General features: G+C 29.6%; 24 protein-coding genes, 2 pseudogenes and 1 riboswitch. Of the genes and pseudogenes, 20 read left to right on the plus strand and 6 right to left on the minus strand.

All coding sequences use genetic code 11. The annotated features are described in order from the left end of the window. Positions 1 to 14 precede the first annotated feature (14 nt). The gene (pheS, locus tag J3359_RS11140) at positions 15 to 1034 is read right to left on the minus strand and encodes a phenylalanine--tRNA ligase subunit alpha (protein WP_208076940.1); all 1020 of its coding nucleotides are present in this window, start codon (positions 1032 to 1034) and stop codon (positions 15 to 17) included. Positions 1035 to 1243: 209 nt separating this feature from the next. Between pheS and gdhA the strand changes: the two genes are divergently transcribed. The 5 genes from gdhA (at position 1244) to J3359_RS11165 (ending at position 5680) form a co-directional block, all read left to right on the plus strand. Next, a complete protein-coding gene (gdhA, locus tag J3359_RS11145; RefSeq protein ID WP_208076941.1) occupies positions 1244 to 2587 on the plus strand; it encodes an NADP-specific glutamate dehydrogenase in 1344 nt (447 codons plus the stop codon). A 105-nt stretch (positions 2588 to 2692) separates the two neighbouring features. Continuing rightward, positions 2693 to 3193, plus strand: coding sequence for a hypothetical protein (locus J3359_RS11150; RefSeq protein ID WP_208076942.1), 501 nt, complete (start codon positions 2693 to 2695; stop codon positions 3191 to 3193). Positions 3194 to 3413: 220 nt separating this feature from the next. Then, positions 3414 to 4037 carry a LysE family transporter gene (locus tag J3359_RS11155; protein WP_208076943.1) on the plus strand — a complete coding sequence of 208 codons (624 nt, stop codon included), beginning with the start codon at positions 3414 to 3416 and terminating at the stop codon, positions 4035 to 4037. Between the two features lie 177 nt (positions 4038 to 4214). Continuing rightward, a complete protein-coding gene (locus J3359_RS11160; protein WP_208076944.1) occupies positions 4215 to 4829 on the plus strand; it encodes a LysE family transporter in 615 nt (204 codons plus the stop codon). A gap of 11 nt (positions 4830 to 4840) precedes the next feature. Further along, on the plus strand, positions 4841 to 5680 hold the full coding sequence (locus tag J3359_RS11165; RefSeq protein ID WP_208076945.1) for an alpha/beta hydrolase family protein: 840 nt from the start codon (positions 4841 to 4843) through the stop codon (positions 5678 to 5680). Positions 5681 to 5880: 200 nt separating this feature from the next. Here the strand turns inward: J3359_RS11165 and J3359_RS11170 are convergent, their stop codons facing one another. Continuing rightward, positions 5881 to 6951, minus strand: coding sequence for a DUF5074 domain-containing protein (locus J3359_RS11170; protein WP_208076946.1), 1071 nt, complete (start codon positions 6949 to 6951; stop codon positions 5881 to 5883). A gap of 143 nt (positions 6952 to 7094) precedes the next feature. Then, positions 7095 to 7316, minus strand: a riboswitch (cobalamin riboswitch). A 64-nt stretch (positions 7317 to 7380) separates the two neighbouring features. On the opposite strand from J3359_RS11170, the gene dinB reads away from it, so the two are divergent. The 11 genes and pseudogenes from dinB (at position 7381) to J3359_RS11225 (ending at position 16995) form a co-directional block, all read left to right on the plus strand. Next, positions 7381 to 8463, plus strand: a complete 1083-nt coding sequence (dinB, locus tag J3359_RS11175; RefSeq protein WP_208076947.1) for a DNA polymerase IV — start codon at positions 7381 to 7383, stop codon at positions 8461 to 8463. Positions 8464 to 8527: 64 nt separating this feature from the next. Next, positions 8528 to 9656 (plus strand): annotated as a pseudogene (locus J3359_RS11180) (NAD(P)/FAD-dependent oxidoreductase). 9 nt (positions 9657 to 9665) lie between these two features. After that, positions 9666 to 10385, plus strand: a complete 720-nt coding sequence (locus tag J3359_RS11185; protein WP_208076948.1) for a methyltransferase domain-containing protein — start codon at positions 9666 to 9668, stop codon at positions 10383 to 10385. A gap of 434 nt (positions 10386 to 10819) precedes the next feature. Then, positions 10820 to 11872 (plus strand): type III polyketide synthase, encoded by a 1053-nt coding sequence (locus J3359_RS11190; RefSeq protein ID WP_208076949.1) that lies wholly within the window; start codon positions 10820 to 10822, stop codon positions 11870 to 11872. Between the two features lie 19 nt (positions 11873 to 11891). Next, complete coding sequence (locus J3359_RS11195; protein WP_208076950.1) at positions 11892 to 12332, plus strand: 3-hydroxyacyl-ACP dehydratase FabZ family protein; 441 nt, start codon at positions 11892 to 11894, stop codon at positions 12330 to 12332. 58 nt (positions 12333 to 12390) lie between these two features. Then, positions 12391 to 13659, plus strand: coding sequence for a beta-ketoacyl-[acyl-carrier-protein] synthase family protein (locus J3359_RS11200; protein WP_208076951.1), 1269 nt, complete (start codon positions 12391 to 12393; stop codon positions 13657 to 13659). Between the two features lie 63 nt (positions 13660 to 13722). After that, on the plus strand, positions 13723 to 14283 hold the full coding sequence (locus J3359_RS11205) for a transposase (RefSeq protein WP_208076952.1): 561 nt from the start codon (positions 13723 to 13725) through the stop codon (positions 14281 to 14283). A gap of 310 nt (positions 14284 to 14593) precedes the next feature. Beyond that, positions 14594 to 15601 carry an IS110 family RNA-guided transposase gene (locus tag J3359_RS11210; protein ID WP_208076828.1) on the plus strand — a complete coding sequence of 336 codons (1008 nt, stop codon included), beginning with the start codon at positions 14594 to 14596 and terminating at the stop codon, positions 15599 to 15601. Positions 15602 to 15739: 138 nt separating this feature from the next. After that, complete coding sequence (locus J3359_RS11215) at positions 15740 to 15991, plus strand: acyl carrier protein (RefSeq protein WP_208076953.1); 252 nt, start codon at positions 15740 to 15742, stop codon at positions 15989 to 15991. After that, on the plus strand, positions 15984 to 16571 hold the full coding sequence (locus J3359_RS11220) for a 4'-phosphopantetheinyl transferase family protein (protein WP_208076954.1): 588 nt from the start codon (positions 15984 to 15986) through the stop codon (positions 16569 to 16571). Before J3359_RS11215 ends, J3359_RS11220 begins: the two co-directional genes overlap by 8 nt. Beyond that, positions 16546 to 16995 carry a 3-oxoacyl-ACP synthase gene (locus J3359_RS11225; protein WP_208076955.1) on the plus strand — a complete coding sequence of 150 codons (450 nt, stop codon included), beginning with the start codon at positions 16546 to 16548 and terminating at the stop codon, positions 16993 to 16995. The genes J3359_RS11220 and J3359_RS11225 overlap by 26 nt, the downstream gene beginning before the upstream one ends. Here J3359_RS11225 and J3359_RS11230 read toward each other — a convergent pair. The 3 genes from J3359_RS11230 to J3359_RS11240 form a co-directional block, all read right to left on the minus strand. Continuing rightward, positions 16982 to 18181: a BaiN/RdsA family NAD(P)/FAD-dependent oxidoreductase gene (locus J3359_RS11230; protein ID WP_208076956.1), complete on the minus strand. Its 1200-nt coding sequence runs from the start codon at positions 18179 to 18181 to the stop codon at positions 16982 to 16984. The two genes, J3359_RS11225 and J3359_RS11230, sit on opposite strands and share 14 nt — an antisense overlap. An 82-nt stretch (positions 18182 to 18263) precedes the next feature. Further along, on the minus strand, positions 18264 to 19202 hold the full coding sequence (locus J3359_RS11235) for an ABC transporter ATP-binding protein (RefSeq protein WP_208076957.1): 939 nt from the start codon (positions 19200 to 19202) through the stop codon (positions 18264 to 18266). A 94-nt stretch (positions 19203 to 19296) separates the two neighbouring features. Beyond that, on the minus strand, positions 19297 to 21594 hold the full coding sequence (locus J3359_RS11240; protein ID WP_208076958.1) for a M28 family peptidase: 2298 nt from the start codon (positions 21592 to 21594) through the stop codon (positions 19297 to 19299). Positions 21595 to 21700: 106 nt separating this feature from the next. On the opposite strand from J3359_RS11240, the gene J3359_RS11245 reads away from it, so the two are divergent. Then, positions 21701 to 22168 (plus strand): CBS domain-containing protein, encoded by a 468-nt coding sequence (locus J3359_RS11245; protein ID WP_208076959.1) that lies wholly within the window; start codon positions 21701 to 21703, stop codon positions 22166 to 22168. 12 nt (positions 22169 to 22180) lie between these two features. On the opposite strand, the gene J3359_RS11250 is transcribed toward J3359_RS11245, so the two are convergent. Further along, positions 22181 to 22534: a hypothetical protein gene (locus tag J3359_RS11250; RefSeq protein WP_208076960.1), complete on the minus strand. Its 354-nt coding sequence runs from the start codon at positions 22532 to 22534 to the stop codon at positions 22181 to 22183. A 181-nt stretch (positions 22535 to 22715) separates the two neighbouring features. On the opposite strand from J3359_RS11250, the pseudogene J3359_RS11255 reads away from it, so the two are divergent. From J3359_RS11255 to J3359_RS11265, 3 genes and pseudogenes are all read left to right on the plus strand, one after another. Then, positions 22716 to 22886, plus strand: a pseudogene (locus tag J3359_RS11255) (single-stranded DNA-binding protein); the annotation flags it as partial. Between the two features lie 69 nt (positions 22887 to 22955). Next, positions 22956 to 23150, plus strand: a complete 195-nt coding sequence (locus tag J3359_RS11260; RefSeq protein WP_302850221.1) for a helix-turn-helix domain-containing protein — start codon at positions 22956 to 22958, stop codon at positions 23148 to 23150. A gap of 4 nt (positions 23151 to 23154) precedes the next feature. After that, a complete protein-coding gene (locus J3359_RS11265; RefSeq protein WP_208076962.1) occupies positions 23155 to 23490 on the plus strand; it encodes a single-stranded DNA-binding protein in 336 nt (111 codons plus the stop codon). The last annotated feature ends 58 nt before the right edge of the window (positions 23491 to 23548 follow it).

Raw genomic sequence — 23548 nt, forward strand, 5'->3', positions numbered from 1 at the left:
TACTTAAAAGCTACTTATATTACAGACTTAAATTGTTCTAAGAAACGTTTATCATTTTCGTAAAACATTCTAATATCAGGAATTTGATATAGCAACATAGCAATACGTTCAATTCCCATTCCAAAGGCGTAGCCAGAGTATTTTGTAGGATCTATATTTGCATTTTTAAGCACGTTTGGATCTACCATTCCACAACCCATAATTTCTAGCCAACCAGTACCTTTTGTAATCCTGTAATCAGTTTCGGTTTCTAAACCCCAATAAATATCTACTTCTGCACTTGGCTCTGTAAATGGAAAATAAGAAGGGCGTAATCGAATTTTCGACTTCCCAAACATCTCTTTTGTAAAGTATAAAAGCGTTTGTTTTAAATCGGCAAAAGAAACATCTGTATCTATATATAAACCTTCCACTTGATGAAAAATACAATGTGCACGTGCAGAAATATCTTCATTTCTAAAAACTCTTCCTGGAGAAATAGTTCTAATTGGAGGCTTGTTTTTTTCCATATAACGAACTTGCACAGAAGAAGTGTGTGTTCTTAATAAAATATCTGGATTTTGCTCTATAAAAAACGTGTCTTGCATGTCTCTTGCAGGATGATATTCTGGCAAGTTTAACGCTGTAAAATTATGCCAATCGTCTTCAATTTCGGGTCCTTCAGAAACCGTAAAACCAATTCTGTTAAAAACCTCTATAATTTGATTTTTAACCAAAGATATTGGATGGCGAGAACCCAACTCAATTGGTTCTGCAGGTCGTGTTAAATCGCCATAAAAAGATTGTTGACTCGAAGAATTGTTTAAAGCATCTGTTAATTCTACTACTTTATTTTCCGCAGATTTTTTTAAATTGTTTAACGCTTGTCCAAAATCTTTTCGCAGTTCTGTATCTACATTTTTAAATTCGGCAAATAAATCTTTTAACAAGCCTTTGCTTCCTAAATATTTAATTCTAAATGCCTCAACTTCATCTTTAGTAGTTGCGTTAAACGCCTTTACATTGCCAATTAATTCTTTTACTTTGTCTAACATTTTCGGGTAAAATTATAGCGCAAATTTAGTGTTTTTTGTAGAGTTTTATCAATCTAAAGAAAAGAAAACAAATTCAGCTTTCGAAATCGATTGAAATAAGGCGAAGCAGATAGTAAATAAAATAAAAATTTTATTTTGTCAATTCAGAAATTACGTATCTTTGTTGGATTAAAATTTTATAAAATTCATAAAAAAACACATATAAAATTATGGAGTTAAAAATTAAAGAGTTTATGGAAATGGTTAAAAGTAGAAATAACCATGAGCCAGAATTTTTACAAGCCGTTCAAGAAGTTGCAGAAACTGTAATTCCTTATATCGTGAATCATGATATTTATCACGGAAAAAATATTTTATTAAGAATGGTAGAGCCAGAAAGATTAATTTCTTTTCGTGTTTCTTGGGTAGATGATGATGGAGAAATTCAAGTAAATAGAGGTTATAGAATACAAATGAACTCTGCAATTGGTCCATATAAAGGAGGTTTGCGTTTTCACCCATCTGTAAATGCAAGTATTTTAAAGTTTTTAGCTTTTGAGCAAGTTTTTAAAAACTCGCTAACAACATTGCCAATGGGTGGTGGAAAAGGTGGTTCTGATTTTGACCCTAAAGGAAAGTCAGACAACGAAATTATGCGTTTTTGCCACGCTTTTATGAGCGAATTATTTAGACATATTGGTCCAAATACAGACGTTCCTGCTGGAGATATTGGTGTTGGAGCAAGGGAAATTGGTTTTATGTTTGGAATGTATAAAAAACTAAACAACGAATTTACAGGTGTTTTAACAGGAAAAGGACAATCTTGGGGTGGTTCTTTAATTAGACCAGAAGCTACAGGTTATGGTAACGTATATTTTGCACAAAATATGTTGCAAAGAAAAGACGATTCTTTTAAAGATAAAAAAGTAGTAATTTCTGGTTCTGGAAACGTGGCACAATATGCTGCAGAAAAAGCGATAGAATTAGGAGCAACTGTTTTAACCTTATCAGATTCTGGAGGCTATATTTTAGATGAAGAAGGAATAAATACAGAAAAGTTAGCACACGTAATGTATATTAAAAATGAAAAACGTGGAAGAATTAGCGAATACACAGAGAAGTATCCGAATGCAAAATTTGTAAAAGGAGAAAGACCTTGGTCTGTAAAATGCGATATTGCTTTACCATGTGCAACACAAAACGAGTTGAATGGAGATGAAGCGAAACAGCTAATTAAAAACGGTTGTATGTGTGTTTCGGAAGGTGCAAATATGCCTTCTACACCAGAAGCAATTCACGAATTCCAAAACGCAAAAATCTTATTTGCTCCAGGAAAAGCATCTAATGCAGGTGGAGTTGCCACTTCTGGTTTAGAGATGAGCCAAAATTCGTTAAGAATTTCTTGGTCGAGAGAAGAAGTAGATTCAAGATTAAAAGATATTATGGAAGACATTCACGATTCTTGTGTAGAATATGGTAAAAACGACGATGGTTCTATAGATTATATTAGAGGTGCAAATATTGCAGGTTTTGTAAAAGTTGCAGATGCAATGTTGGCTCAAGGAGTAATCTAAAAAACTGTAATAAGTTATTATATATGCGAAACGCGTCAATATTTTGATGCGTTTTTTTTATATTTGAAATTATAAATGTAAAACTAAATTAAAAACTAAAAACGTATGAAAATTCTAAAAAACATTTTACCTGTAAGTACTATGCTATTACTTTTAACCTTTATAATGGGTTGTAAAGACAATTCTTATCACAAAGAATTAGAAAAAATACATAACAAAATGGATTCTATTCATAAATCGATGGAAGAAAAACATATAGATTTTGAAAAAACGCATAGCCAATGGATACAAAAGCACGATTCTATAACAAATAAATTAGAAGAAGAAGATGATGAAGCTCATAAACTATATATTATACAGCATAAAAAAATAATTGATAAACATGCTTCTTTAATTGAAAATCATGAAAAACTTATGGAAAAACATGAAGCAATAAAAAAGAAGCACAAAGAAGAAAAAATGTCTATCGAAAAAATAAAAGAAGACCATAAAATGATGGAAGAAGATCATAATAGAATGAACCAAGAACACGAAATGATGGTAAGAGAACATACCAAAATGAAAGAACAGCATGAATCGATGGACAAAGCGCATAAAGAAGAATAAAAGCTAAAAAATAAATTGTAAACGTGCCTTCTTTTTATAACACGTTTCGTTTTTTACAGGGCAAAACAGGGCAAACGCATTCAAAAAAAAATGATTATCAGCAGGCTAACTTCTTTCAATTATAAAAGAAGTAAGTTTACGAAAAACCAAGTTGTTGGTTATCAATATTAAGAAAATATAGATGTGTTTGCCCTGTTATTTTTTTAACTTAAATTTCTTTATGACTCTCTTAATTTATATATTCTTTGGATTTTTAATTGCTTCTGCTGGCAGTATTACACCCAGTTTTTTAAATTTAACAGTTGTAAAATTTAGTTTAAGAAATGGAAAAAAAGCCGCTTTTTATTTAATTGGTGGTTATGCAACTGTTTTATTTTTTCAGGCGAATATTGGTGCATATTTAGCTAGTATTTTAATGAAAAATTCCGAATATATTACCTTAATTCAAAAAATAGGAACAGGTATTTTGTTTCTATTATCTATTAATTTTTTTCGATTGTATTTTACAAAAAAAATAATTAAAGAAAAACAAGAAATACCAAAATCGAAAGCGTATTTACATGGTATAATTATGTCTTCTTTAAACACCATTGCAGTTCCTTTTTATTTTACGGCCATTTCTCTTTTAATTGGTTTAAAATATTTTGAATATTCTTTACTAAATGCTTTTTTCTTTTCCATTGGATCTACAATAGGTTCTTTTACCTTATATTCTTTATATGCAATTGTTGCAGAGAAAATTGAACACAAACTAACATACATTGCTACAAAAATGGACTTTATTTTAGGTTGCTTAACAGGGCTTGTTGGTTTAGGAAACCTAATTTATTTAGTATCGCAATAAGTAAATATTAAAAAAATCGAAAAAACGATTCAGAAAAAAACAAAAGAAATTAACAAAAAGTACCAACATAATTTTAGCCTTTTTTATGTCGATAAAATTACGCTTTCATAAAAAAATCATCAAAAATAGTAATTTTTTGTAACCAATTTCGACACAATGCAAAACAAACCATTGTTTATGATTTCTGTATTTTTTTTAGGCTTTCTTTTCTCTTTTTTAGGATACACACCACCAAGTGTATTAAATATGACTGCCTTACAAATTAGATTAAATGGAAACCAAAAAGAGTTTAGCAATTTTACTTTGGGTGTTTCTATAATTGTTTTCTTGCAAGCGTATGTTTCTATTTATTTAACAGCATACATTCATCAGAGTCCTACTTTTTTAATCTTTTTAGAAAAAGCAGGAATTGTAGTTTTACTTTTATTATCGCTTTATTTTTACAAACAAAATAAGAAAGAAAAGAAAATAACAGCACCTCAAAAAAAGAGTAAGAAAAGCTTTTTTTTAAAAGGTGTTATTCTATCTGCACTTAACATGTTTGCGATTCCTTTTTTTTGTGGAATGGCAGCATTATTAATGACTTTTAATTTTATACATTTCGATACTATTTCGGTTTTTTTATTTGTGGTTGGCTCTGTTATTGGTATTTACTTTATTCTGTTTTTATATGGTAAATTTGCACATAAAATTCAGCAAAAAACAGGAAACCTTACCAACAATATAAACTTGGTTTTATGTTTTATTACAGCCGGTTTTGCCCTATTTACGATGTTAAAATTTATTATTTAATTTAATAAAGGATGAAAATAATTAAGAATATACTAATTGAAGGAAAACACCAAAAACCAATTGTAACAGACGTTTTTTATAAGGAAACACATCAACCAAAAAAAGTAGTTATTTTTTGTCATGGTTACAAAGGTTTTAAAGATTGGGGCGCTTGGAATTTAGTGGCAAAAGCATTTGCTGAAGCTGGTTTTTTCTTTGTAAAATTTAATTTTTCTTACAATGGAGGCACTGCAGAACAACCAATAGATTTCCCAGATTTAGAAGCTTTTGGGAATAATAATTACACCAAAGAATTAGACGACTTAGAAAGCGTTTTAGATTGGGTTTCTACAAATACCAATTTTAAAAATGAAGCAAAGCGTAATAATATTTCAATAATTGGGCACAGTAGAGCTGGAGGAATTGTTACCATAAAAGCGGCTGAAGATTTTCGAGTAAGAAATTTAATTTCTTTAGCTTCAGTTTGCGATTTTGGTTCAAGATCATCTACAATTGGCGATTTAGAAAACTGGAAGAAAAGAGGCGTAAAATATGTAGAAAATGGAAGAACGAAACAATTAATGCCACATTTTTATCAATTTTATGTAAACTTCAAAGAGAACGAAGAACGATTAAATATCGAAAAATCAGCAAAAAAAGTTACTGTACCACATTTAATTATTCATGGAGATGCAGATACTTCAATTTCTGTTGAAGAAAGTAAAAAGATACATTCTTGGAACCCCAAAAGCACATTAAAAATCATTAAAAATGCCGACCATGTTTTTAATGTTTCTCATCCCTGGCAAAAAGAGAAAATGTCTAAAGAATTAGAAGAAGTTACTAAAATTTGTATAGCGTTTTTAGGTTAGAAATTTCTTATAATAAATTTTAATTATTTTGAAACCAGTAATTTAAATATTTAAAACCCATAAAAAGGATATGTTTTTCTCATATATAAAAAAGCTTATTATGCATTCTTTAAAAATAGCTCATAAAAAAAGTGAAGCAATCTAATGTTTAAAATAGATTATTTCACCTTTAAATAAAATTTTACTTTTTAAAAAAACTTCTAGTTTGTAAAGTTTTTATCAGAAAAATAAATATCTATAGGAGACTTTCCAACATCTTTTACTTCTTTTTCAAAAGACTTATTATCGTTATAAATGGCAATAATACTATTATCAGGATCTAAAAAATCTTTTAAACCCATTACAAATACCTGTTTTGTAACAGGATGCTGTTTTACAACTGTTGTAAAAGCAACATTATTTGTGGTTGGTGTTGCAAATTCTTCGACTAATTTTGTAATCGTATTAAATCTGTAAATTTTACCAGAGGCAGATTCCGACCAATATGCTGTAAAATTAGAATGATTTAAACTTAAAAGGCTGTTTTTAAACAAGTTGATATTGTCGTCTGTAATGGTTACAACTTCGTTTATTGTATAATCTTCGTTTAATTTTGTAAACGCTGCTTTTTCTGTTCTTTTTTCGGTAGCTACCCAAATTGTTCCGTTTTTATTTTTTAAAATACCAGAAATATTTTCTTTAAAAGTTAACAAAGTAGTTACTTTTTTTGTAGTGGTATTAAAAGCTTTTAAATCTTTACCATCTGCGACTAAAACCTTGTTTCCGTCTGCTAATAAAGCGACATTGTTGTATAAGATTTTATTAGAAAAGCCATCGATTTTTTCTCCAATACCAGTTGTTATATTTACAGGAGCAACATTGTATTTTCTTCGTCTTCCTCTACCAGAAACCCCAATAACCAAGCCATCTGTAGCAGAATACATTGCTAAGTAAGAAGGTGAAGAAAGGTTCGATTTAGTCACAACATTATCAACATTTAAGTTTTCTACGTCTAATTGTGTAATGTAATTTGGGCCTTTTTGGCTAACAACAAATAACGCATTATCGAAACTCGAAAAAGAGATAGAATTACCATCTGTAGATTCGTACACATTTGGCGTTAAAAAAGCGCCACTATTTAAAAAGTTAATTGTTGTTTTGTTATTCTCTAACGTTAAAATAAAAGTAGAATCGAAAATAACTTCTTCTTCGATTTCTGGAGTGTCTTTTTTGGAACAAGAGGTAATTACTAAAATGCATAGCAATGCATATACAGCATAAAAATTCTTCATTATAATTGGGTTTTAGATTACAGTTTAAAAATTCGTATGCGTATTCTATTTCACGAGTTAGATTAAAAAAATAATCAAACAAAAGAATAGATATGGTTAACAAAAAATAATAGTTTCTAGCCTTTTTCTCGAAAGCATAAAAAACACGAATTTGAGCATTGGCAGGTCTCCTGACTTACTTTTGTTAAAACCTTCCCATTTAATTTTTTAAACAGTGGCGTAAGATTTAACAGACATCTTTTCTACAAGATGAAGCTTACAGTTGCGAGAACAGTTCAGGATTTTTTACTTAAAAATCACCTGATTCCCTTTTAATTTTAGTTTCAATAATTTTGAAAATAAAAACCATTACTTTATGTCGCGAAAGTATTTACTTTTTTGATATAAAAAAAGACAGAACTGTTAATAAACTCTCTTATTTTTGTTAAAATGGAATTACAACCTCCTTTCAGAAAAATTATTCATATAGATATGGATGCATTTTATGCATCTGTAGCACAATTGGATAATCCTGAATTAAGAGGAAAAGCAATTGCTGTTGGTGGAAGTGAAATAAGAGGAGTCGTTTCTGCAGCAAGTTACGAGGCCAGAAAATTTGGTGTAAAATCTGCAATGAGTGGTTTTATGGCGAAGAAAAAATGTCCACATTTAATTTTTGTAAAGTCAGATTTTGCTCGCTATAAAGAGTTATCAGCAAAAATTAGAGAAATTTTTTACGAATATACAAATTTGGTAGAACCACTTTCTTTAGACGAAGCCTATTTAGATGTTACCGAAAATAAGAAAGGAAATCCATCTGCAAACGATATTGCCAAAGAAATTCGCCAGAGAATTTATGATGAAACAGGTTTGCGAGCTTCTGCAGGAATTTCCATTAACAAATTTATTGCAAAAGTAGCTTCAGACATAAACAAACCCAATGGACAAAAAACAGTGCATCCAGAAGAAGTGCTTAAATTTTTAGAAGAATTGCCCGTAAATAAATTTTATGGTGTGGGTAAAGTTACAGCCGCTAAAATGTACAATTTAGGCATTTTTATTGGAAACGATTTAAAGAAAAAATCGTTGGAAGAATTGGTTACTTTATTCGGAAAATCGGGCACACATTATTATAATATTGTTCGTGGAATTCATAACAGTGCTGTAAAACCAAACAGAATTCGCAAATCTTTAGCAGCAGAAAGAACATTTAACGAAAACATTTCTTCAGAAATTTTTATGCTAGAAAAGTTAGATAAAATTGCAGATGAGTTAGAACGAAGAATGCTAAAAAACGATACAAAAGGAAAAACCATTACTTTAAAAATTAAATATTCCGATTTTACACAACAAACAAGAAGCAAAACAAAACCACATTTTATGCAAAAGAAAAAAGAATTTTTTCCTGTGCTAAAAGAGTTGTTGTTTCAAGATAAATTGGTAAACTCTGTGCGTTTATTAGGAATTTCTTTCGGAAATTTAAACACAGAAATTAAAGAACCAGTTTGGGTACAATTAAAATTTGAGTTTTAAGACACAGTGTCTTTTTGTATTTTTAACTGTAAGAAAAGCCTATAAAGCCTGAAAAAAAACAAAAATGAAAGAAAATTTCGATATCATTATTATTGGTGGAGGTTTGGCAGGATTGTGCAACGCAATTCATTTATCGAAATTAGGAAAGAAAGTTTTATTAATTGAAAAAAAACCAATATCCAAAACACAAAGTTTGTGGCGAATATATTTCGAACGAAGTATTGCCTTATTTAAAATTTTTAGAGATTAATCCGTTTAATTTTGGTGCCGTAAAAATTGAAAGTTTCCAGTTATCAACCACGAAAAATAAAATTATTTCAGCTAAATTACCTTTGGGCGGATTTGGAATTTCTCGTTACAAATTCGATTTTATTTTATCGGAAAAAGCAAAAGAAAATAATGCTGTAATTTTACAAGATTCCGTTTTAAACGTTAATTTTAAGGAAGATGTTTTTACAGTTACAACCAAAGAAAATAACAGCTTTAAATCTAAAATTTGCATTGGTGCTTTTGGAAAACGTTCTTTATTAGATGTAAAAATGGAACGCAATTTCATCAAAAAAAAATCGCCTTACTTAGGAGTAAAAATTCACGTAAAAGGAGAGTTTCCAGCAAATTTAGTGGCGCTTCATAATTTTAAAGGTGGTTATTGTGGGGTTTCTAAAGTAGAAAACGATGCGATTAATTTATGTTACATTACCAATTTTTTGGCATTCAAAAAATATAAAAACATTCACGATTTTCAAGAAAATGTAGTCTTTAAAAATACTTTTTTAAAAGAAATGTTTCAAAATTCAAAACCAATTTGGAAACAACCACTTTCTATTAGTCAGATTTCTTTTAAAACCAAAAAACCAGTAGAAAATCATATTTTAATGTGTGGCGATGCTGCAGGAATGATTCATCCACTTTGTGGAAATGGAATGAGTATGGCCATACAATCTGCACAAATTGCATCTAAACTGATTCTAAATTACTCAAATGGTAAAATTGAAACAAGAAAGGAACTTGAAAAGCTTTATATTAGACAGTGGAACAAACAATTTAAATGGCGTTTAAAAACAGGACATTTTATTGCAATGTTGTTCAGAAAAGATAGAATAGCATCTTTTTTATTAGCTGTTTTAAAGAAAATGCCTTTTTTATTGCCAATTATTATTAGACAAACGCATGGAAAATCAATAAAAATTTAAAAAGAATTAATGGATTTTTTCATAAGCACAAAACAAAGAACAAACAAAGAAGAATTGATGGACGATTTTTCTATTGGTGGCGATTTGTTGCGAGATACGTTAGATAAATTAGAGAAGATAAATAGGTGGTTGGGAGGCAATAAAGTAACAATAAATGGATTAAAGTCTATTTTAAAAAACCATAATAAAGCACAAGAAATTACAATTATAGATATTGGTTGTGGACATGGAGATATTTTACGAGATGTTGCAAAATTCGGTAGAAAACACAGTTATAAATTTAAATTAATTGGAGTAGATGCAAACCCAACAGCGATTGAATATGCGAATGAATTGTCTGTAAATTATCCAGAATTAAGTTTTGAAACGCAAGATATTTTTTCTGATGATTTTAAAAATAGAAAAGTAGATGTTGTTTTGGCAACGTTATTTTTTCATCACTTTAAAGAACCAGAACTCGTTTTGTTTTTAAAAAATACCATTAAACAAACCAAAATAGGCATTGTTGTAAACGATTTACACAGACATAAATTAGCGTATTATTTGTTTCTATTATTGTCGATTTTTATCTCTAATAAAATGATTATCGAAGATGGTTTAACATCAGTTTTAAGAGGGTTTAAAAGAAAAGATTTAGAAGAAATATCAAAAAAAATAAAAGTAAAACCAAGAATTCAATGGAAATGGGCTTTTCGTTATTTATGGACGCTTGAAAGTTTAAAGTTTTGAGTTTAAAATTCAAAGTTGTGTTGATGAAAATTAAACGCAAAGACGCAAAGTTTTTCGAAAAAAGCACAAAGAATTGGTTCAAAGTTTTGAGTTTAAAATTCAAAGTTGTGTTGATGAAAATTAAACGTAAAGTCGCAAAGACGCAAAGTTTTTCGAAAAAAGCACAAATAATTGGTTCAAAGTTTTGAGTTTAAAATTTAAAGTTGTGTTGATGAAAATTAAACGCAAAGTCGCAAAGACGCAAAGTTTTTCGAAAAAAGCACAAATAATTGGTTCAAAGTTTTGAGTTTAAAAATTCAAAGTTGTTTTAAGAACTTTAATAAAGTTATAATCCGAGAAAATCTGTGAAATCTGTGTCAAAAAAAAAAAATTAAAAAAAAACCTCCGAGAATCTCTGTAAAAAACCTCTGCGATTCTCTGTGTAATTACAAACTATGAAAGTAAAGATAACCTCAGTTGCAAAGCAACTTCCAAAATATTACAGAGAAACCAAAGATATTATTCCGTTTGTAAAATTATGGATGCAAGATCAAGAAGAACGTTTTCAAAGAAAAGTAATTAAACTTTTTGAAAGTGCAGCTGTCGACAAACGCTATTCCATTATGGAGCCATTAGAGGTTTTTACAGCCACTTCTTTCGAAGAAAAAAACGATATTTATGCAAGAGAAGTCATTCAATTAGCAGAAAAATCTCTCAAAAAATCTTTAGAAAAAGCGAGTTTAAAACCCACAGATATCGATTACATCATTACCGTAAGTTGTACAGGAATTATGATTCCTTCTGTAGACGCGTATTTGATAAATTCTCTGGGAATGAAACAAGATATTGTGCGCTTGCCAGTTACAGAAATGGGTTGTGCAGCAGGAGTTTCAGGAATAATTTATGCGAAGAATTTCTTAAAAGCGAATCCGAATAAAAGAGCAGCAGTAATTGCAGTAGAAGCACCAACAGCCACGTTTCAGTTAAACGATTTTTCGATGACAAATATTGTTTCTGCAGCCATTTTTGGTGATGGAGCATCAGCAGTTATTTTGTCTTCTTGCGAAGAAGATAAAGGGGCAACAATTATAGACGAAGCCATGTATCATTTTTATGATGCTACAAATATGATGGGTTTTAAACTGGTAAATACAGGTTTGCAAATGATTTTAGACAAGGAAGTACCTCAAAAAATTTCGGATCATTTTCCAACGATTATTCATCCTTTTTTAGAAAAAAACAATTTAACTATTGATGATATTGACCATTTAATATTTCATCCTGGAGGAAAGAAAATTGTGCAAACTGTAGAAGATTTATTTGGTAAATTAGGTAAGGATATTAATGATACAAAAGAGGTTTTACGTTTGTATGGAAATATGTCAAGCGCAACGGTTTTGTATGTTTTAGAACGTTTTATGGATAGAAACCCTACAAAAGGCGAACGTGGAATTATGCTAAGTTTTGGGCCTGGATTTTCTGCGCAAAGAATTTTGTTAGAATGGTAAAAGATGTTAAAATGCAGAAATGAATTCAACCAAAATCATACATAATTTACCTTACAAAAAACCATTTTTGTTTGTAGATGAGTTAACTGAAATTTCAGAAAACGGAGTTACAGGAAACTACACATTTAAAGAAAAAGAATTTTTTTACGAGGGTCATTTTAAAGACAATCCAATTACGCCTGGTGTAATTTTAACAGAAACCATGGCGCAAATTGGTGTGGTTTGCTTAGGTTTTTTTTTATTGAAAGATGAAATTTCAGCGGATAAAAAACCACAAATTGCATTAACATCAAACAACATAGATTTCTTTTTACCAGTTTTACCAAATGAAAAAATAATTGTAATTTCCACAAAAGAATATTTTAGATTTAACAAACTAAAATGTTCCGTAAAAATGATAAATTCTAAAAAAGAACTTGTTTGTAGAGGAACAATTTCTGGAATGATAATCGCTAAATAAAAATTTTAATTGATAAGAGATTTTTAGTGAAATTCGTGTCTAATTTTTATCAGTATAAATGAAAAACAGAGTCGTCATAACAGGTTTAGGAGTTGTAGCACCAAATGGAGTTGGATTGCCCGATTTTACAAAAGCCATAAAAAATGGAACATCAGGAATTGCCTTTCATCAAAATTTAAAAGACAAGGGTTTTTCTTGTTGTATTGGCGGAATTCCGCATGTTTCCGAAGAAAAAATAAGCGAATATTTATCGCCTTTACAATTACGAGGATTCAATGCTACATCAATTTTATACGGAGTTATAGCAGGAATAGATGCATGGAAAGATGCAGGTTTTTTGGTTGATGAAAATTCGAATTTAGATTATGATTCAGGAATTATTTTTGGAACAGGCACCTCTGGAATCGAAAAATTTAGAGAAGCGATTTATAAAATAGATAACCAAAATGTAAGACGATTGGGAAGTACTTCTGTTGTACAAACAATGGCAAGTGGAATTTCTGCATATTTGGGCGGAATTTTAGGTTTTGGAAATCAAGTAACCACTAATTCATCTGCTTGTACAACAGGAACAGAAGCACTTTTAATGGGGTTTGAACGCATTAAAAACGGAAAAGCGAAACGAATGTTGGTAGGAAGTTCTAGCGATAGTAGTTTGTATACTTGGGGAGGTTTTGATGCGATGAGAGTTATGACTTACAAGCACAATGAAAGTCCAGAAAAAGGCTCGAGACCTATGAGTAAAACAGCATCTGGATTTGTACCAGGAAGTGGAGGAGGCGCTTTGGTTTTAGAGTCTTTAGAAAGTGCTTTAAAAAGAAATGCAACCATTTATGCAGAGGTTTTAGGAGGAAATATAAATTCTGGCGGACAAAGAAATGGAGGAACGTTAACTGCACCAAATGCAACAGCTGTTCAGAAATGTATTACAGATGCCATTTTAGATGCAAATATTTCTGCCAACGAAATAGATGTGATAAATGGGCATTTAACAGCAACTTCTAAAGACCCTTTAGAAATAGAAAATTGGACCAAAGCATTACAAAGAAAAGGAACTGATTTTCCATATATAAATTCATTAAAATCGATGATTGGGCATTGCTTGTCTGCTTCTGGTGCAATTGAATCTGTGGCTTCTGTTTTAGAAATTAAAGAACAGTTTATGTTTCCTAACATTAATTGTGAAGATGTTCATCCAGAGATTTTAGATTTGATTTCTGATGATAAAATTCCGCAAAAATTAGTTGAAAAAAACATAAATATTCTAGCAAAAGCAAGTTTTGGTTTTGGCGATGTAAATGCTTGTGTTATCTTTAAGAAATATTAAGAATTTTGAGAATAAAGACCTCACAGGTTTTTAAAACCTGTGAGGTCTGAAAAAGTAATTGTTATGAAATACGAAGTTTTAGTTGAAGATTCTTTTTATCATATTTATAACTGTGGAAATAATAAAGAAAATATTTTTATTGAAGAGAAAAATTATATTTACTTTTTAAAATTAGTCAAAAAACACCTTTTTAATACCTGTGATATTTTAGCATATTGTCTATTAAAAAATCATTTTCATTTAATCATAAAAACGAAAGAAAATATTCTCTCAAAAGAGATTTCTCAATCATTTTCAAATCTTTTCAATTCATATTCTAAAAGTATCAATAAAAAATACGGAAGAAGTGGAAGTTTATTCAAAGATCGCTTTTCAAGAATAAAATTAGATAGTGAAGAATATCTGAAAAATTTAATTATTTATGTACATTTAAACCCAACTCATCATAAATTTACAGAAGGCTTTAGTAATTATAAATACTCATCGTATCAATCTATTTTATCAACACAAAAAACAAGTTTAGACAGGGGTTTTATAATAGATTTCTTTGGTGATAAAGAGAACTTTATTGATGTACATAATTTTAAAAGACTCCATACCTTAGAATCTCTAACATTAGAATAAAAGACAAGACCTCACAGGTTTTTAAAACCTCGTATGTTTGTGTTTGATTAAATTGAAGAATAAAAATACATAAAGTTCATTGAAAAAAGGATAAAAATGTTTTGTTTTGATACTTAAACAAACAAAGAACTAGGTAAGTGCAAGAAACAAACCTTGATAATGCATTTGCATATATCGTCTTTCAGAATATCCTCTTACCTAGCTTTCTTTCTTTAGAACCTGAACAGTATTTTAGGAATAATTTCAATAATTATATCCAGTATTATTACGAGGTTAGGCTGTGGGAAGAATTCTTTGTAAATCTAACAAAATGGACAAAGTAATTAAACAAGTAGTAGGCATTGATGTTTCTTGTAAGAAATTTGATGTATGTTTTCAAGAGCAAACACAAACAGGAAGTTTAAGTATTAAAGGCACACGTAGTTTTAGTAATGATCTAAAAGGCTTTAAAGACTATTTAATATGGTTTTCTAAACGTAAAAAGGAAGTTTATTTAGTTCATATTATGGAGGCTACAGGTGTTTATCATGAGAATTTATGTTATTTCTTATTTGAACAGCAAGAAAAAGTAAGTGTACAATTAGCACAAAAGATAAAATATTTTGGAAAAAGTTTACATCAAAAAACAAAAACAGATAAAGCTGATGCTAAATTAATCGCTCTTTTTGGGTTTTCATTTTCAGTAGCATTATGGGAACCAATTAGTGAACATTTTCAAGCCATAAAAGACTTGTGTAGAATGTTATCACAATTAAAAAAATCTAAATCTGCAACACAATCTCAATTGCATGCGTTTGAGAGTAAACACGGTGTTTTGGAAGAAGTGCTTACAATTATGAATAAGCTATTGGTTCAGCAAGAAGATAGTATAAATGAGTGTGAAAAAGAAATAAAATTATGGGTCTCAAAAGACAAAGATTTAGAAGAAAAAATTAATAGAATAACAGCAATTAAAGGCATTCAAATGCTTACTGTTGTTAAATTATTAGCAGAAACAGATGGTTTTAGAAAATGTAGTAGTATTCGTAAATTAGTCAGTTATGCTGGTTTAGATGTTGTAGAAAATCAATCTGGAACTAAATCAGGGCGAACTAGAATTTCAAAAAAAGGGAACTCGCATATAAGAGAAGCGTTGTATATGCCAGCACTTTGTGCTTCTAGATTTGATCAGAGAATGAAAACTTTCTATAAAAGATTAAATGAAAAACAAAATACTAAAAAACAAGGAGTTATTGCTGTGATGAGAAAACTATTAATTGTAATTTATACCTTATGGAAAAATGAGCAACAGTATAATCCAGAATATCAATGGAAATAAAAAAGGGCGAAATGAATCGCCCACAGGATAATCATAAAATTGATTTCCTAAATGAAATATAAAAATAGAAAATTAATATAAATAAATTAGGATTTTAACACAGTATCTGTGAGGTCTGAAAACAAATTATAAAACTAAATGACAAAAGCAGAAATTATAAATAAATTAACAACCATCGTAAAACCTTATGTACAAAACGAAGAAGGTTTTAAAAACATGTCCGAAAAAACAGACTTTATTAACGATTTAGAGATAAATTCCGCAAATTTGGTAGACATTATTTTAGATGTAGAAGACGAATTTAACATAGAAATAGATAATGATGCTATGGAAAAAATGTTGTCTGTAAAAGCAACTGTAGCCATTATTCAAGAAAAGATAAATGCCTAGCATTGGTAACGATATTGTTGATTTAAATTTGGCTAAAACCCAAAGCAATTGGCAACGAAAAGGGGTTTTAGAGAAGCAATTTACCAAAAAAGAACAAGAAATTATTTTAAATGTTAACGATTCTTTTTTACAAGTTTGGCAATTTTGGTCGATGAAAGAAGCTGCATATAAATGTTATACTCAAAAGGTTAAAAAACGTTTTTTTGCACCCAAAAAATTCGAGTGTGCTTTAATTTCTAAAGAGGAAGGAATTGTAGTTTTTGAAAATTTAGAATTTTATACAACAACTATTTTTAATGAATTTTATATCTATACACTTGCAAAGAGTTATCAAGAAAAAATAGAAATCTTTTCTAATATTAGCTCAGCAAAAATGGTTGAGAGCGATATTAAATTAAAACTTGCTAAAGAAACCGAAATTCCATCAAAAGAAATCGAAAAAAGAAAGTCGATTATTGGAGCACCAATATATTATCACAAAGAAAAAAAACTTATAAGATCTTGCTCCATTTCGCATCATGGAAATTACGGAGCTTTTGCATTTACTTTAGAAAATGAATTTAAAACAAGAACTTTTTAAGCAATGTGAAGCTTTTGTAAACAAACGTTTACAAAATATAGAAGAGGTAATTTCTTCTAACCAAAAAGCATTACAATCGGAAACCAAAAGTTCTGCTGGCGATAAACACGAAACAGGTCGTGCAATGTTGCAGTTAGAAATGGAAAAAGCAGGCCAGCAATTGGCGGGAGTTTCTCAAATGAAAGAGATTTTAAATAAAATAGATGTTTCCAAACAATCGAAAAATGCACATTTAGGAAGCATTATCTTTACAGAAAAAGCCAATTATTTCCTATCAATTTCTGCTGGGCAACTAGCAGTTGCAGGCATAAAATACTTTGCGATTTCTGTTTCTTCTCCCATTGGAAAATTATTGTTAGGAAAACAGGAAACTGACGAGGTTATTTTTAATGGAAATTCAATAAAAATTCTTAAAATTCAGTAAATTTTTTATTTAGATTTTTTGCAAGAAAAACACCCATACTTGCACAAGCTTGCAATAAATAACCACCAGTTGGTGCATCCCAATCTAACATTTCTCCAATGCAAAAGTGGTTTTGTAATTTCCGAAGCTCAAAATTTTCGTCGACAGCATTTAAAGAAATTCCACCAACAGTAGAAATTGCTTCGTCTAAATTAGCAGTTTCTGTAATTTCTAAAGGAAATCTTTTGATGTTTTTTACCAATAAATCTTCGTTTAAAAAGACTTCTTTGGTTAAATATTTTTTTAATAAACCAATTTGAACCTCACTTAGTTTTAATTCCTTTTTTAGAATTTGAGTCGTGTTTTTAAAAGTCGATTTTTCTACTTTTTCAGTAAGAATATCTAAAGAGAAAGCTGGTTTTAAATCGATATAAATTTGTGCTTTTTCATGGAGTTTTAATTGCTCTCTAATTTGTGGACTCAACCCATAAATTGCGTTTCCTTCCAATCCGAACTTTGTAATTACAGCTTCGCCTTTTTGTTGTTTATTATTACAGGTAATTGCAATATTTTTTAGCGGTTTTCCTTCAAAATTTTTGATAAATGCTGGTTTCCAACCAATGCCAAAAGCGCAATTAGAAACTTGAAAAGGAATTGTTGAAATACCTTTATTTTTGAAAGTATTTAGCCAAGTTCCATTAGAACCTGTTACTTTCCAACTTCCACCACCCAAAGCAAAAATGGTAATATCTGAACTTACAATTCTATTTTCGTTAAACAGTAATTCATTTTTAGCATTAAAACCCAACCAAGTGTGGTTGTATTTTATGGCAACATTTTTCTTTTCTAAAGTAGAAATAATCGCATTTAAAACTTCAATGGGTTTGATGCCTTTTTCTGGGTAAATACGCTTGCTACTTCCTACATAAGTTTCGATTCCTATTTCTTTAAGCCAATCTCTAAAATGATTATTATCGAAATTTACTAAGGCTTTTTTTAGAAATTTAGAAGGTGTGTAACGTTCAATAAAATCAGCAATATTTTCTGAATGTGTTAAATTAAAACCGCCTTTTCCTGCGACTAAAAACTTTCTTCCTAAGGTTTTATTTTTTTCGTAAATAGTAACATCGAACTTTTTAGAGTCTAAAAAAGAAGCGACAAAAAGAGCTGAAGATCCACCTCCAATAATTGATATCTTTTTTTTCATTTATGCTGAATTAATAACACCCAGCAAAAGCTAGATGCAATTGACGGGCTTCGACTTTTTTTCTTTACTCTTTGACATTTAGTTATTTTGATAAATTAACATCAAATAAAAGGTTTATTTGTGTTTTTACTTCGAGATTGGTTTTACGATTAAAAAATACTTTTTGATTATCAAACTCAGCTTCAATTAACCAATAAGAACCTTTAAAATAAGCGTTTGTTATAGTTGCTTTCTCTTTTGATTTTTCTACAACTTTTATTTGATGTGGATATAGCAAATGTGTTTTTCCATTAATTGTAATTTCGTTAACATCATCAAACAAAGCTGCAACGTATTTCTCTTTTGGAGAATTGTAAATTTCTTTCGGAGAATTGTAAGCTAAAATTTTATGATTACGAATAATTAGTAATTTATCTGCAAACGAAAGTGCATCATTTTTATCGTGTGTTGCAACAATACAAGCAATATTTTTCTCTTTTAAATAAGCAAACAAACGTCTTCTTAAAGCGTTTTTTTTGAAGTTGTCTATCTGCCCAAAAGGTTCGTCTAACAATAATAACTCAGGCTCTTTTGCAAGTGCTCTTGCGATTGCCACACGTTGTTTTTGTCCGCCACTTAAATTTTTAACTTTCGTGTTTTTAAAAGCTTTCATTTCTATAACTTCCAATAATTCTTGTGTACGTTTTTCGCTTTCTTCAGGGTAAAAACGAGATAAGTGTTTTTTAATATTTTCAGAAACAGAAATATAAGGCATTAAATCGAAATCTTGCGCGACGTATTTAAAGAAATCCATTCCTGGAACTAAATGTTCTTTGGGTCCTAAAACTTCATTTTCTTTCCAGAAAATAGTTCCTTTATCTACATCTAATAAACCATAAATTATTTTTAAAAGTGTCGATTTTCCACAACCACTTTCACCCATAACACATAAATGTTCTCCTTTTTTTAAAGTAAAGTTAAAGTCATTTAAAACGGGTTTGTTTTTTGTGTAACTGAAAGATATGTTTTGGACTTTTAGCATATTGCAAAAATAGCTTTTAGAAAAATTAATTTTTAGAATTCGAAATGCTTTTTTTATAAATACTACACTTTATATGCTTACAAAAGATAATTACCTATAATTCTAGCTTTTTAGTAATAATAATTGCATCATTGGTTACAAATGGCATTGGCATCATTTCTTTTGTTCTTGGTTTTAAATTAAAATTTTCGTTGGAAAGTAAATCGTTAGAAATTTCATTAATTACTAAATCTAGTTTTTCAGTGGCATCAACAGTAAAAGAAAGCACAACATTTTGGTCTTCATTCCCTAAGTGATATATTAAAAAAGTCCCATTTTTAACTTCATAAGATTTCCCATTATTTACCAAAACATCATTCACTTTAAACTGCTGAATTTTAAGCGCATTTTTAGTAAGAAATTCTATTTTATTTATTTTTCTATTAGGAATAACTGCCAACTCTAAGAATCGTTTTCCGCCAATAATAGTGTCTATTTCTATACTTATTTCTGCACTTGAAATATTTTTAAAAGCTGTTTTTTTATGAAATTTAAAACGAGTGTTGTATTTACTTTTTGTTTCTGCATTTTCTATGCCGCCTTTAACGAAATTGTCTTTAAAAATTTGTTCAGTATAACTATCTAAAGTATTGTTATAGGTTCCAAAATAAGCAGTTTTAGCATCTGAATTTTGGATGTAAACCAAACTATTAGGTTTCTTATTATCAATAGAAAATCCGTTATTGTAGGTGGCGATTCCGAAAAATAAAATGGCTAAAATTCCAGACCATTTTTGTGTCCAAAACGATTTTTTTTGATGAAACGTAAGAACCATCAAACCAAAAATTAGTACTATAAAAATGGCACTTACAAATAGTATTTTTAACCCCAAACCAACAGGAAACATTTTTACCAAAGGCGCGAAAATGTAAATGGTTGGTATCGATAAAATGGTAAATAAAATACGTTTCGATTTTTCTTCTAAATTTAAGAAAATAGCAATTGCTAAAATTAGCAAACTAGAAAAAATGGGAATTATAAAAAATCCTGCACCTTTTAATAGATTACTAATTAAAACATTAATTAAAAGCCAAATAACAATTGGCGCAATTAATAAGTTCGTTGGTTTTTCTTCTTTGGAAGTTCTTTTATAAATTGTAAAAAGCAACCATAAATTTAAGAATACAAAAGCCAAAATATACGTGTAACCATTGTAGGTAAAACCATGTAAAATATCTGCATAATGTGGATGAATAACCAACAATAATTTCCACAACCCGAAAGAAATTCCACCACATAAAATTAATGAAACTAAAAAGGGGACAAACCCTTTAAGTGCCCCTTTTATGGTAATTTTATTTAATGAAAACCCAAAGAATAATAAAACCATAAATACAATAAATGCAATAACTAGCATGGGCATTACCCAAGAAAAAGGATAGCTTAATAGTTTAACAAACGGAAAATTTACGTAGACGAAATCTTCATTTGAATTTAAATTAGACAAATTAGAATTTGAAAAATAATTTAAAGTCGTTGTAAAATAATCTGCTTGGTGTAACAGTGTTTCCCTGTCTAAACGTTCGTAAGAATCTTGTGCTGTATGATAATCGAAATGATCGCCAATAAATGCAAAATTGAATCCATTTATATTGGCATCTTCTCTAAAAACGGTTAAATCTGTATCGTTTGGTAATTTTTTATAAATGGAATACATTAACGAATTTGCTGCAGGATAATTTGGTTTTGCAGCCATAAATTCCGACAATAATTTGCTGTTTTTTCCATTCGTTTCCATTAACATATAAGAAGGACCTCCACTTCCTCTGGCTTCAAAATTTAAAACCAAACCAACATTTTTTGCCCATTTATGTTCGTCTACAAAAGCTTGAGCTCCTAATAACCCCAATTCTTCAGCATCAGAAATTAAAATAATAATATCGTTTTTTGGCGTTTCGTTTTTCGCTAAAAACGCTCTAATACCTTCTAAAATAGTTACCACTCCAGAACCTGCATCACTTGCGCCCAAAGAAGAATGTGGGCTCGAATCGTAATGTGTTAAAAGCATTAGCGCTTTCCCATTTCCAGAACCTTTTATGCGTGCAATAATATTTTCGGTAGTTGTAGCTGCAAACCATTTTGTATTAATGGCAGTTTGCGTTTGAATTTCCGTTGCTAAACCTAATTTCGTAAGTTCGTTTTTAATATAATCTTGCACTTCTTTATGTGCTTTAGTTCCAACAAAATGTGCTTTTTTACTAATATTTTTTAAATGTTGAAGCGCATTATCGATAGAAAAATCGGTTTCAATATGTGTTGTATGGCTTTCTAAAGAAGGTTTTGCATCAGAAAAACTCCAGTAAATAACCCCCAAAACAATAAGAACAGAAATAATGGTAGAAAATCTTTTCATTAGATAAATTAGTTTTTATAAAAGTAAGAAATAAAAAAAACTTCAATAAAAAGTAAAATGAAACAGAAAATTTGCTAACTTTCGTTCAACCAAAAAACATACTATTATGGGAATCAAGAGTTTTCAAGGAAAAAGAGATGCAAATCAAGCTAAAGAAGAATCGCAAATTTTAGTTGCAGATTATATGACAACGAATTTAATAACCTTTAAAGCAGAAGACTCCTTGGATCATGTAATCGAACAATTAATAACCCATAAAATTTCTGGAGGCCCAGTTGTTAACGATAAAAACGAATTAATTGGTATTATTTCTGAAACAGATTGTATTAAACATATTTCGGAAAGTAAATACTACAATATGCCAGCAGACATTAATAATACTGTGGAAAAATATATGGTTACAGATGTAGATACGATTGATAAAAATATGAATGTTTTCGATGCTGCATTTAAATTTATTAGTTCTCACAGACGCAGATTTCCAGTTGTAGAAAAAGGAAAATTAATTGGACAATTAAGTCAGAAAGATGTTTTAAAAGCGGCTATTAAAGTAGATGGAAATACTTGGCTATAGATTTTCTTAATTTTAAGAACCTCTTTTAATTAGCAAAAACATTTCGTTATCTAAAGCCAAATAGCCTTCATCATAAATATAAAAATAGGTGTTTCCTGTCTTGGTTTTATAAATTGAAGTAAAAAACTGAAAATCGAAACCTTTATCATATAATTTGGTTCTGGTAACCTTTGTTTTTCCAGAAACGTTTAAATTGCATAAAATTTTATAATTTTTTCGAAGACGATTGTTAATGTTTCTAATGAGGTTTTTACTGTCTTTATTTACACGATTATTATAGGAATTTCTACAATAATCTGAACAGAATTTCTTGTCTACTCTACCTTTTACGGGTTCTTTGCACTCTAAGCATTCTCTATTTTCCATTCGATAAAGGTACAATAAATTATCCGTTTACAAACGACTACAAATAATTACAACCGAAAGTAATTGTTTTATAACCGAATAAAACTGTAATCGTGTCGCAACTTTGCAACGTCAAAAAGATTGGCAAACACAAATTATAAACAAGCACTTAAAAATAAAAAAGTGCACAAAACCTTATCTTATGAATACGTTAAGAAACAAAGTACAGTTAATTGGAAATTTAGGAAACGATCCAGAAATTATTGCTTTAGAAAGTGGCAAGAAATTAGCAAAATTTTCTATCGCTACAAACGAGAGTTATAAAAATTCGAAAGGAGAAAAAATTACAGATACGCAATGGCATAACGTTGTTGACCATTTGCGAAATTCAACTAACCGCCCCAAAGCCCAAGCCTAGGGTTATAACATTAACCCAGTTACAATAGGAGACTACTTAAAACAATATAGGCTAGAAAATGGTTATACTGCTTTTGAAATGTCATTAGAATTAGATGTTTACAATTCTACCATTTATAAGTGGGAAAATAACCTCACAAAACTACAAGGAAATAACTTAAATAAAATAATAGAATTTATGGGTTACGACCCAAGAATTCAGAACAAAATAAAAATATAAAATTATGAATTCACTTAGAAACAAAGTACAATTAATAGGAAATTTAGGAAACGATCCAGAAATAATTACATTAGAATCTGGAAAGAAATTAGCAAAGTTTTCTTTGGCAACAAATGATAGTTATAAAGATGCTTCAGGACAGAAGATTGATAATGTTCAATGGCATAATCTAATTGCATGGAATAAGACAGCAGATATTGTTGAGAAATATGTCACCAAGGGAAAAGAAATAGCAATTGAAGGTAAATTGACATCTCGTTCTTATGAAACCAAAGAAGGAGAAAAGAGATATGTAACAGAAGTTGTTGTTAATGAACTTTTGATGTTTGGGAATAAGTAGCAGAATAAATTACTTGATCAAAAAAGAGCGTCTATTCATGCTCTTTTTTTAGTTTAAA

It is taken from the genome of Polaribacter cellanae, assembly GCF_017569185.1.
Classification (GTDB): domain Bacteria; phylum Bacteroidota; class Bacteroidia; order Flavobacteriales; family Flavobacteriaceae; genus Polaribacter; species Polaribacter cellanae.

Bases quoted from the DNA above. Each gene is read 5' to 3' on its own strand.
- pheS (WP_208076940.1), bottom strand. From the start codon at position 1,034: ATGTTAGACAAAGTAAAAGAATTAATTGGCAATGTAAAGGCGTTTAAC.
- gdhA (WP_208076941.1), top strand. From the start codon at position 1,244: ATGGAGTTAAAAATTAAAGAGTTTATGGAAATGGTTAAAAGTAGAAAT.
- J3359_RS11150 (WP_208076942.1), top strand. From the start codon at position 2,693: ATGAAAATTCTAAAAAACATTTTACCTGTAAGTACTATGCTATTACTT.
- J3359_RS11155 (WP_208076943.1), top strand. From the start codon at position 3,414: ATGACTCTCTTAATTTATATATTCTTTGGATTTTTAATTGCTTCTGCT.
- J3359_RS11160 (WP_208076944.1), top strand. From the start codon at position 4,215: ATGATTTCTGTATTTTTTTTAGGCTTTCTTTTCTCTTTTTTAGGATAC.
- J3359_RS11165 (WP_208076945.1), top strand. From the start codon at position 4,841: ATGAAAATAATTAAGAATATACTAATTGAAGGAAAACACCAAAAACCA.
- J3359_RS11170 (WP_208076946.1), bottom strand. From the start codon at position 6,951: ATGAAGAATTTTTATGCTGTATATGCATTGCTATGCATTTTAGTAATT.
- dinB (WP_208076947.1), top strand. From the start codon at position 7,381: ATGGAATTACAACCTCCTTTCAGAAAAATTATTCATATAGATATGGAT.
- J3359_RS11185 (WP_208076948.1), top strand. From the start codon at position 9,666: ATGGATTTTTTCATAAGCACAAAACAAAGAACAAACAAAGAAGAATTG.
- J3359_RS11190 (WP_208076949.1), top strand. From the start codon at position 10,820: ATGAAAGTAAAGATAACCTCAGTTGCAAAGCAACTTCCAAAATATTAC.
- J3359_RS11195 (WP_208076950.1), top strand. From the start codon at position 11,892: ATGAATTCAACCAAAATCATACATAATTTACCTTACAAAAAACCATTT.
- J3359_RS11200 (WP_208076951.1), top strand. From the start codon at position 12,391: ATGAAAAACAGAGTCGTCATAACAGGTTTAGGAGTTGTAGCACCAAAT.
- J3359_RS11205 (WP_208076952.1), top strand. From the start codon at position 13,723: ATGAAATACGAAGTTTTAGTTGAAGATTCTTTTTATCATATTTATAAC.
- J3359_RS11210 (WP_208076828.1), top strand. From the start codon at position 14,594: ATGGACAAAGTAATTAAACAAGTAGTAGGCATTGATGTTTCTTGTAAG.
- J3359_RS11215 (WP_208076953.1), top strand. From the start codon at position 15,740: ATGACAAAAGCAGAAATTATAAATAAATTAACAACCATCGTAAAACCT.
- J3359_RS11220 (WP_208076954.1), top strand. From the start codon at position 15,984: ATGCCTAGCATTGGTAACGATATTGTTGATTTAAATTTGGCTAAAACC.
- J3359_RS11225 (WP_208076955.1), top strand. From the start codon at position 16,546: ATGAATTTAAAACAAGAACTTTTTAAGCAATGTGAAGCTTTTGTAAAC.
- J3359_RS11230 (WP_208076956.1), bottom strand. From the start codon at position 18,181: ATGAAAAAAAAGATATCAATTATTGGAGGTGGATCTTCAGCTCTTTTT.
- J3359_RS11235 (WP_208076957.1), bottom strand. From the start codon at position 19,202: ATGCTAAAAGTCCAAAACATATCTTTCAGTTACACAAAAAACAAACCC.
- J3359_RS11240 (WP_208076958.1), bottom strand. From the start codon at position 21,594: ATGAAAAGATTTTCTACCATTATTTCTGTTCTTATTGTTTTGGGGGTT.
- J3359_RS11245 (WP_208076959.1), top strand. From the start codon at position 21,701: ATGGGAATCAAGAGTTTTCAAGGAAAAAGAGATGCAAATCAAGCTAAA.
- J3359_RS11250 (WP_208076960.1), bottom strand. From the start codon at position 22,534: ATGGAAAATAGAGAATGCTTAGAGTGCAAAGAACCCGTAAAAGGTAGA.
- J3359_RS11265 (WP_208076962.1), top strand. From the start codon at position 23,155: ATGAATTCACTTAGAAACAAAGTACAATTAATAGGAAATTTAGGAAAC.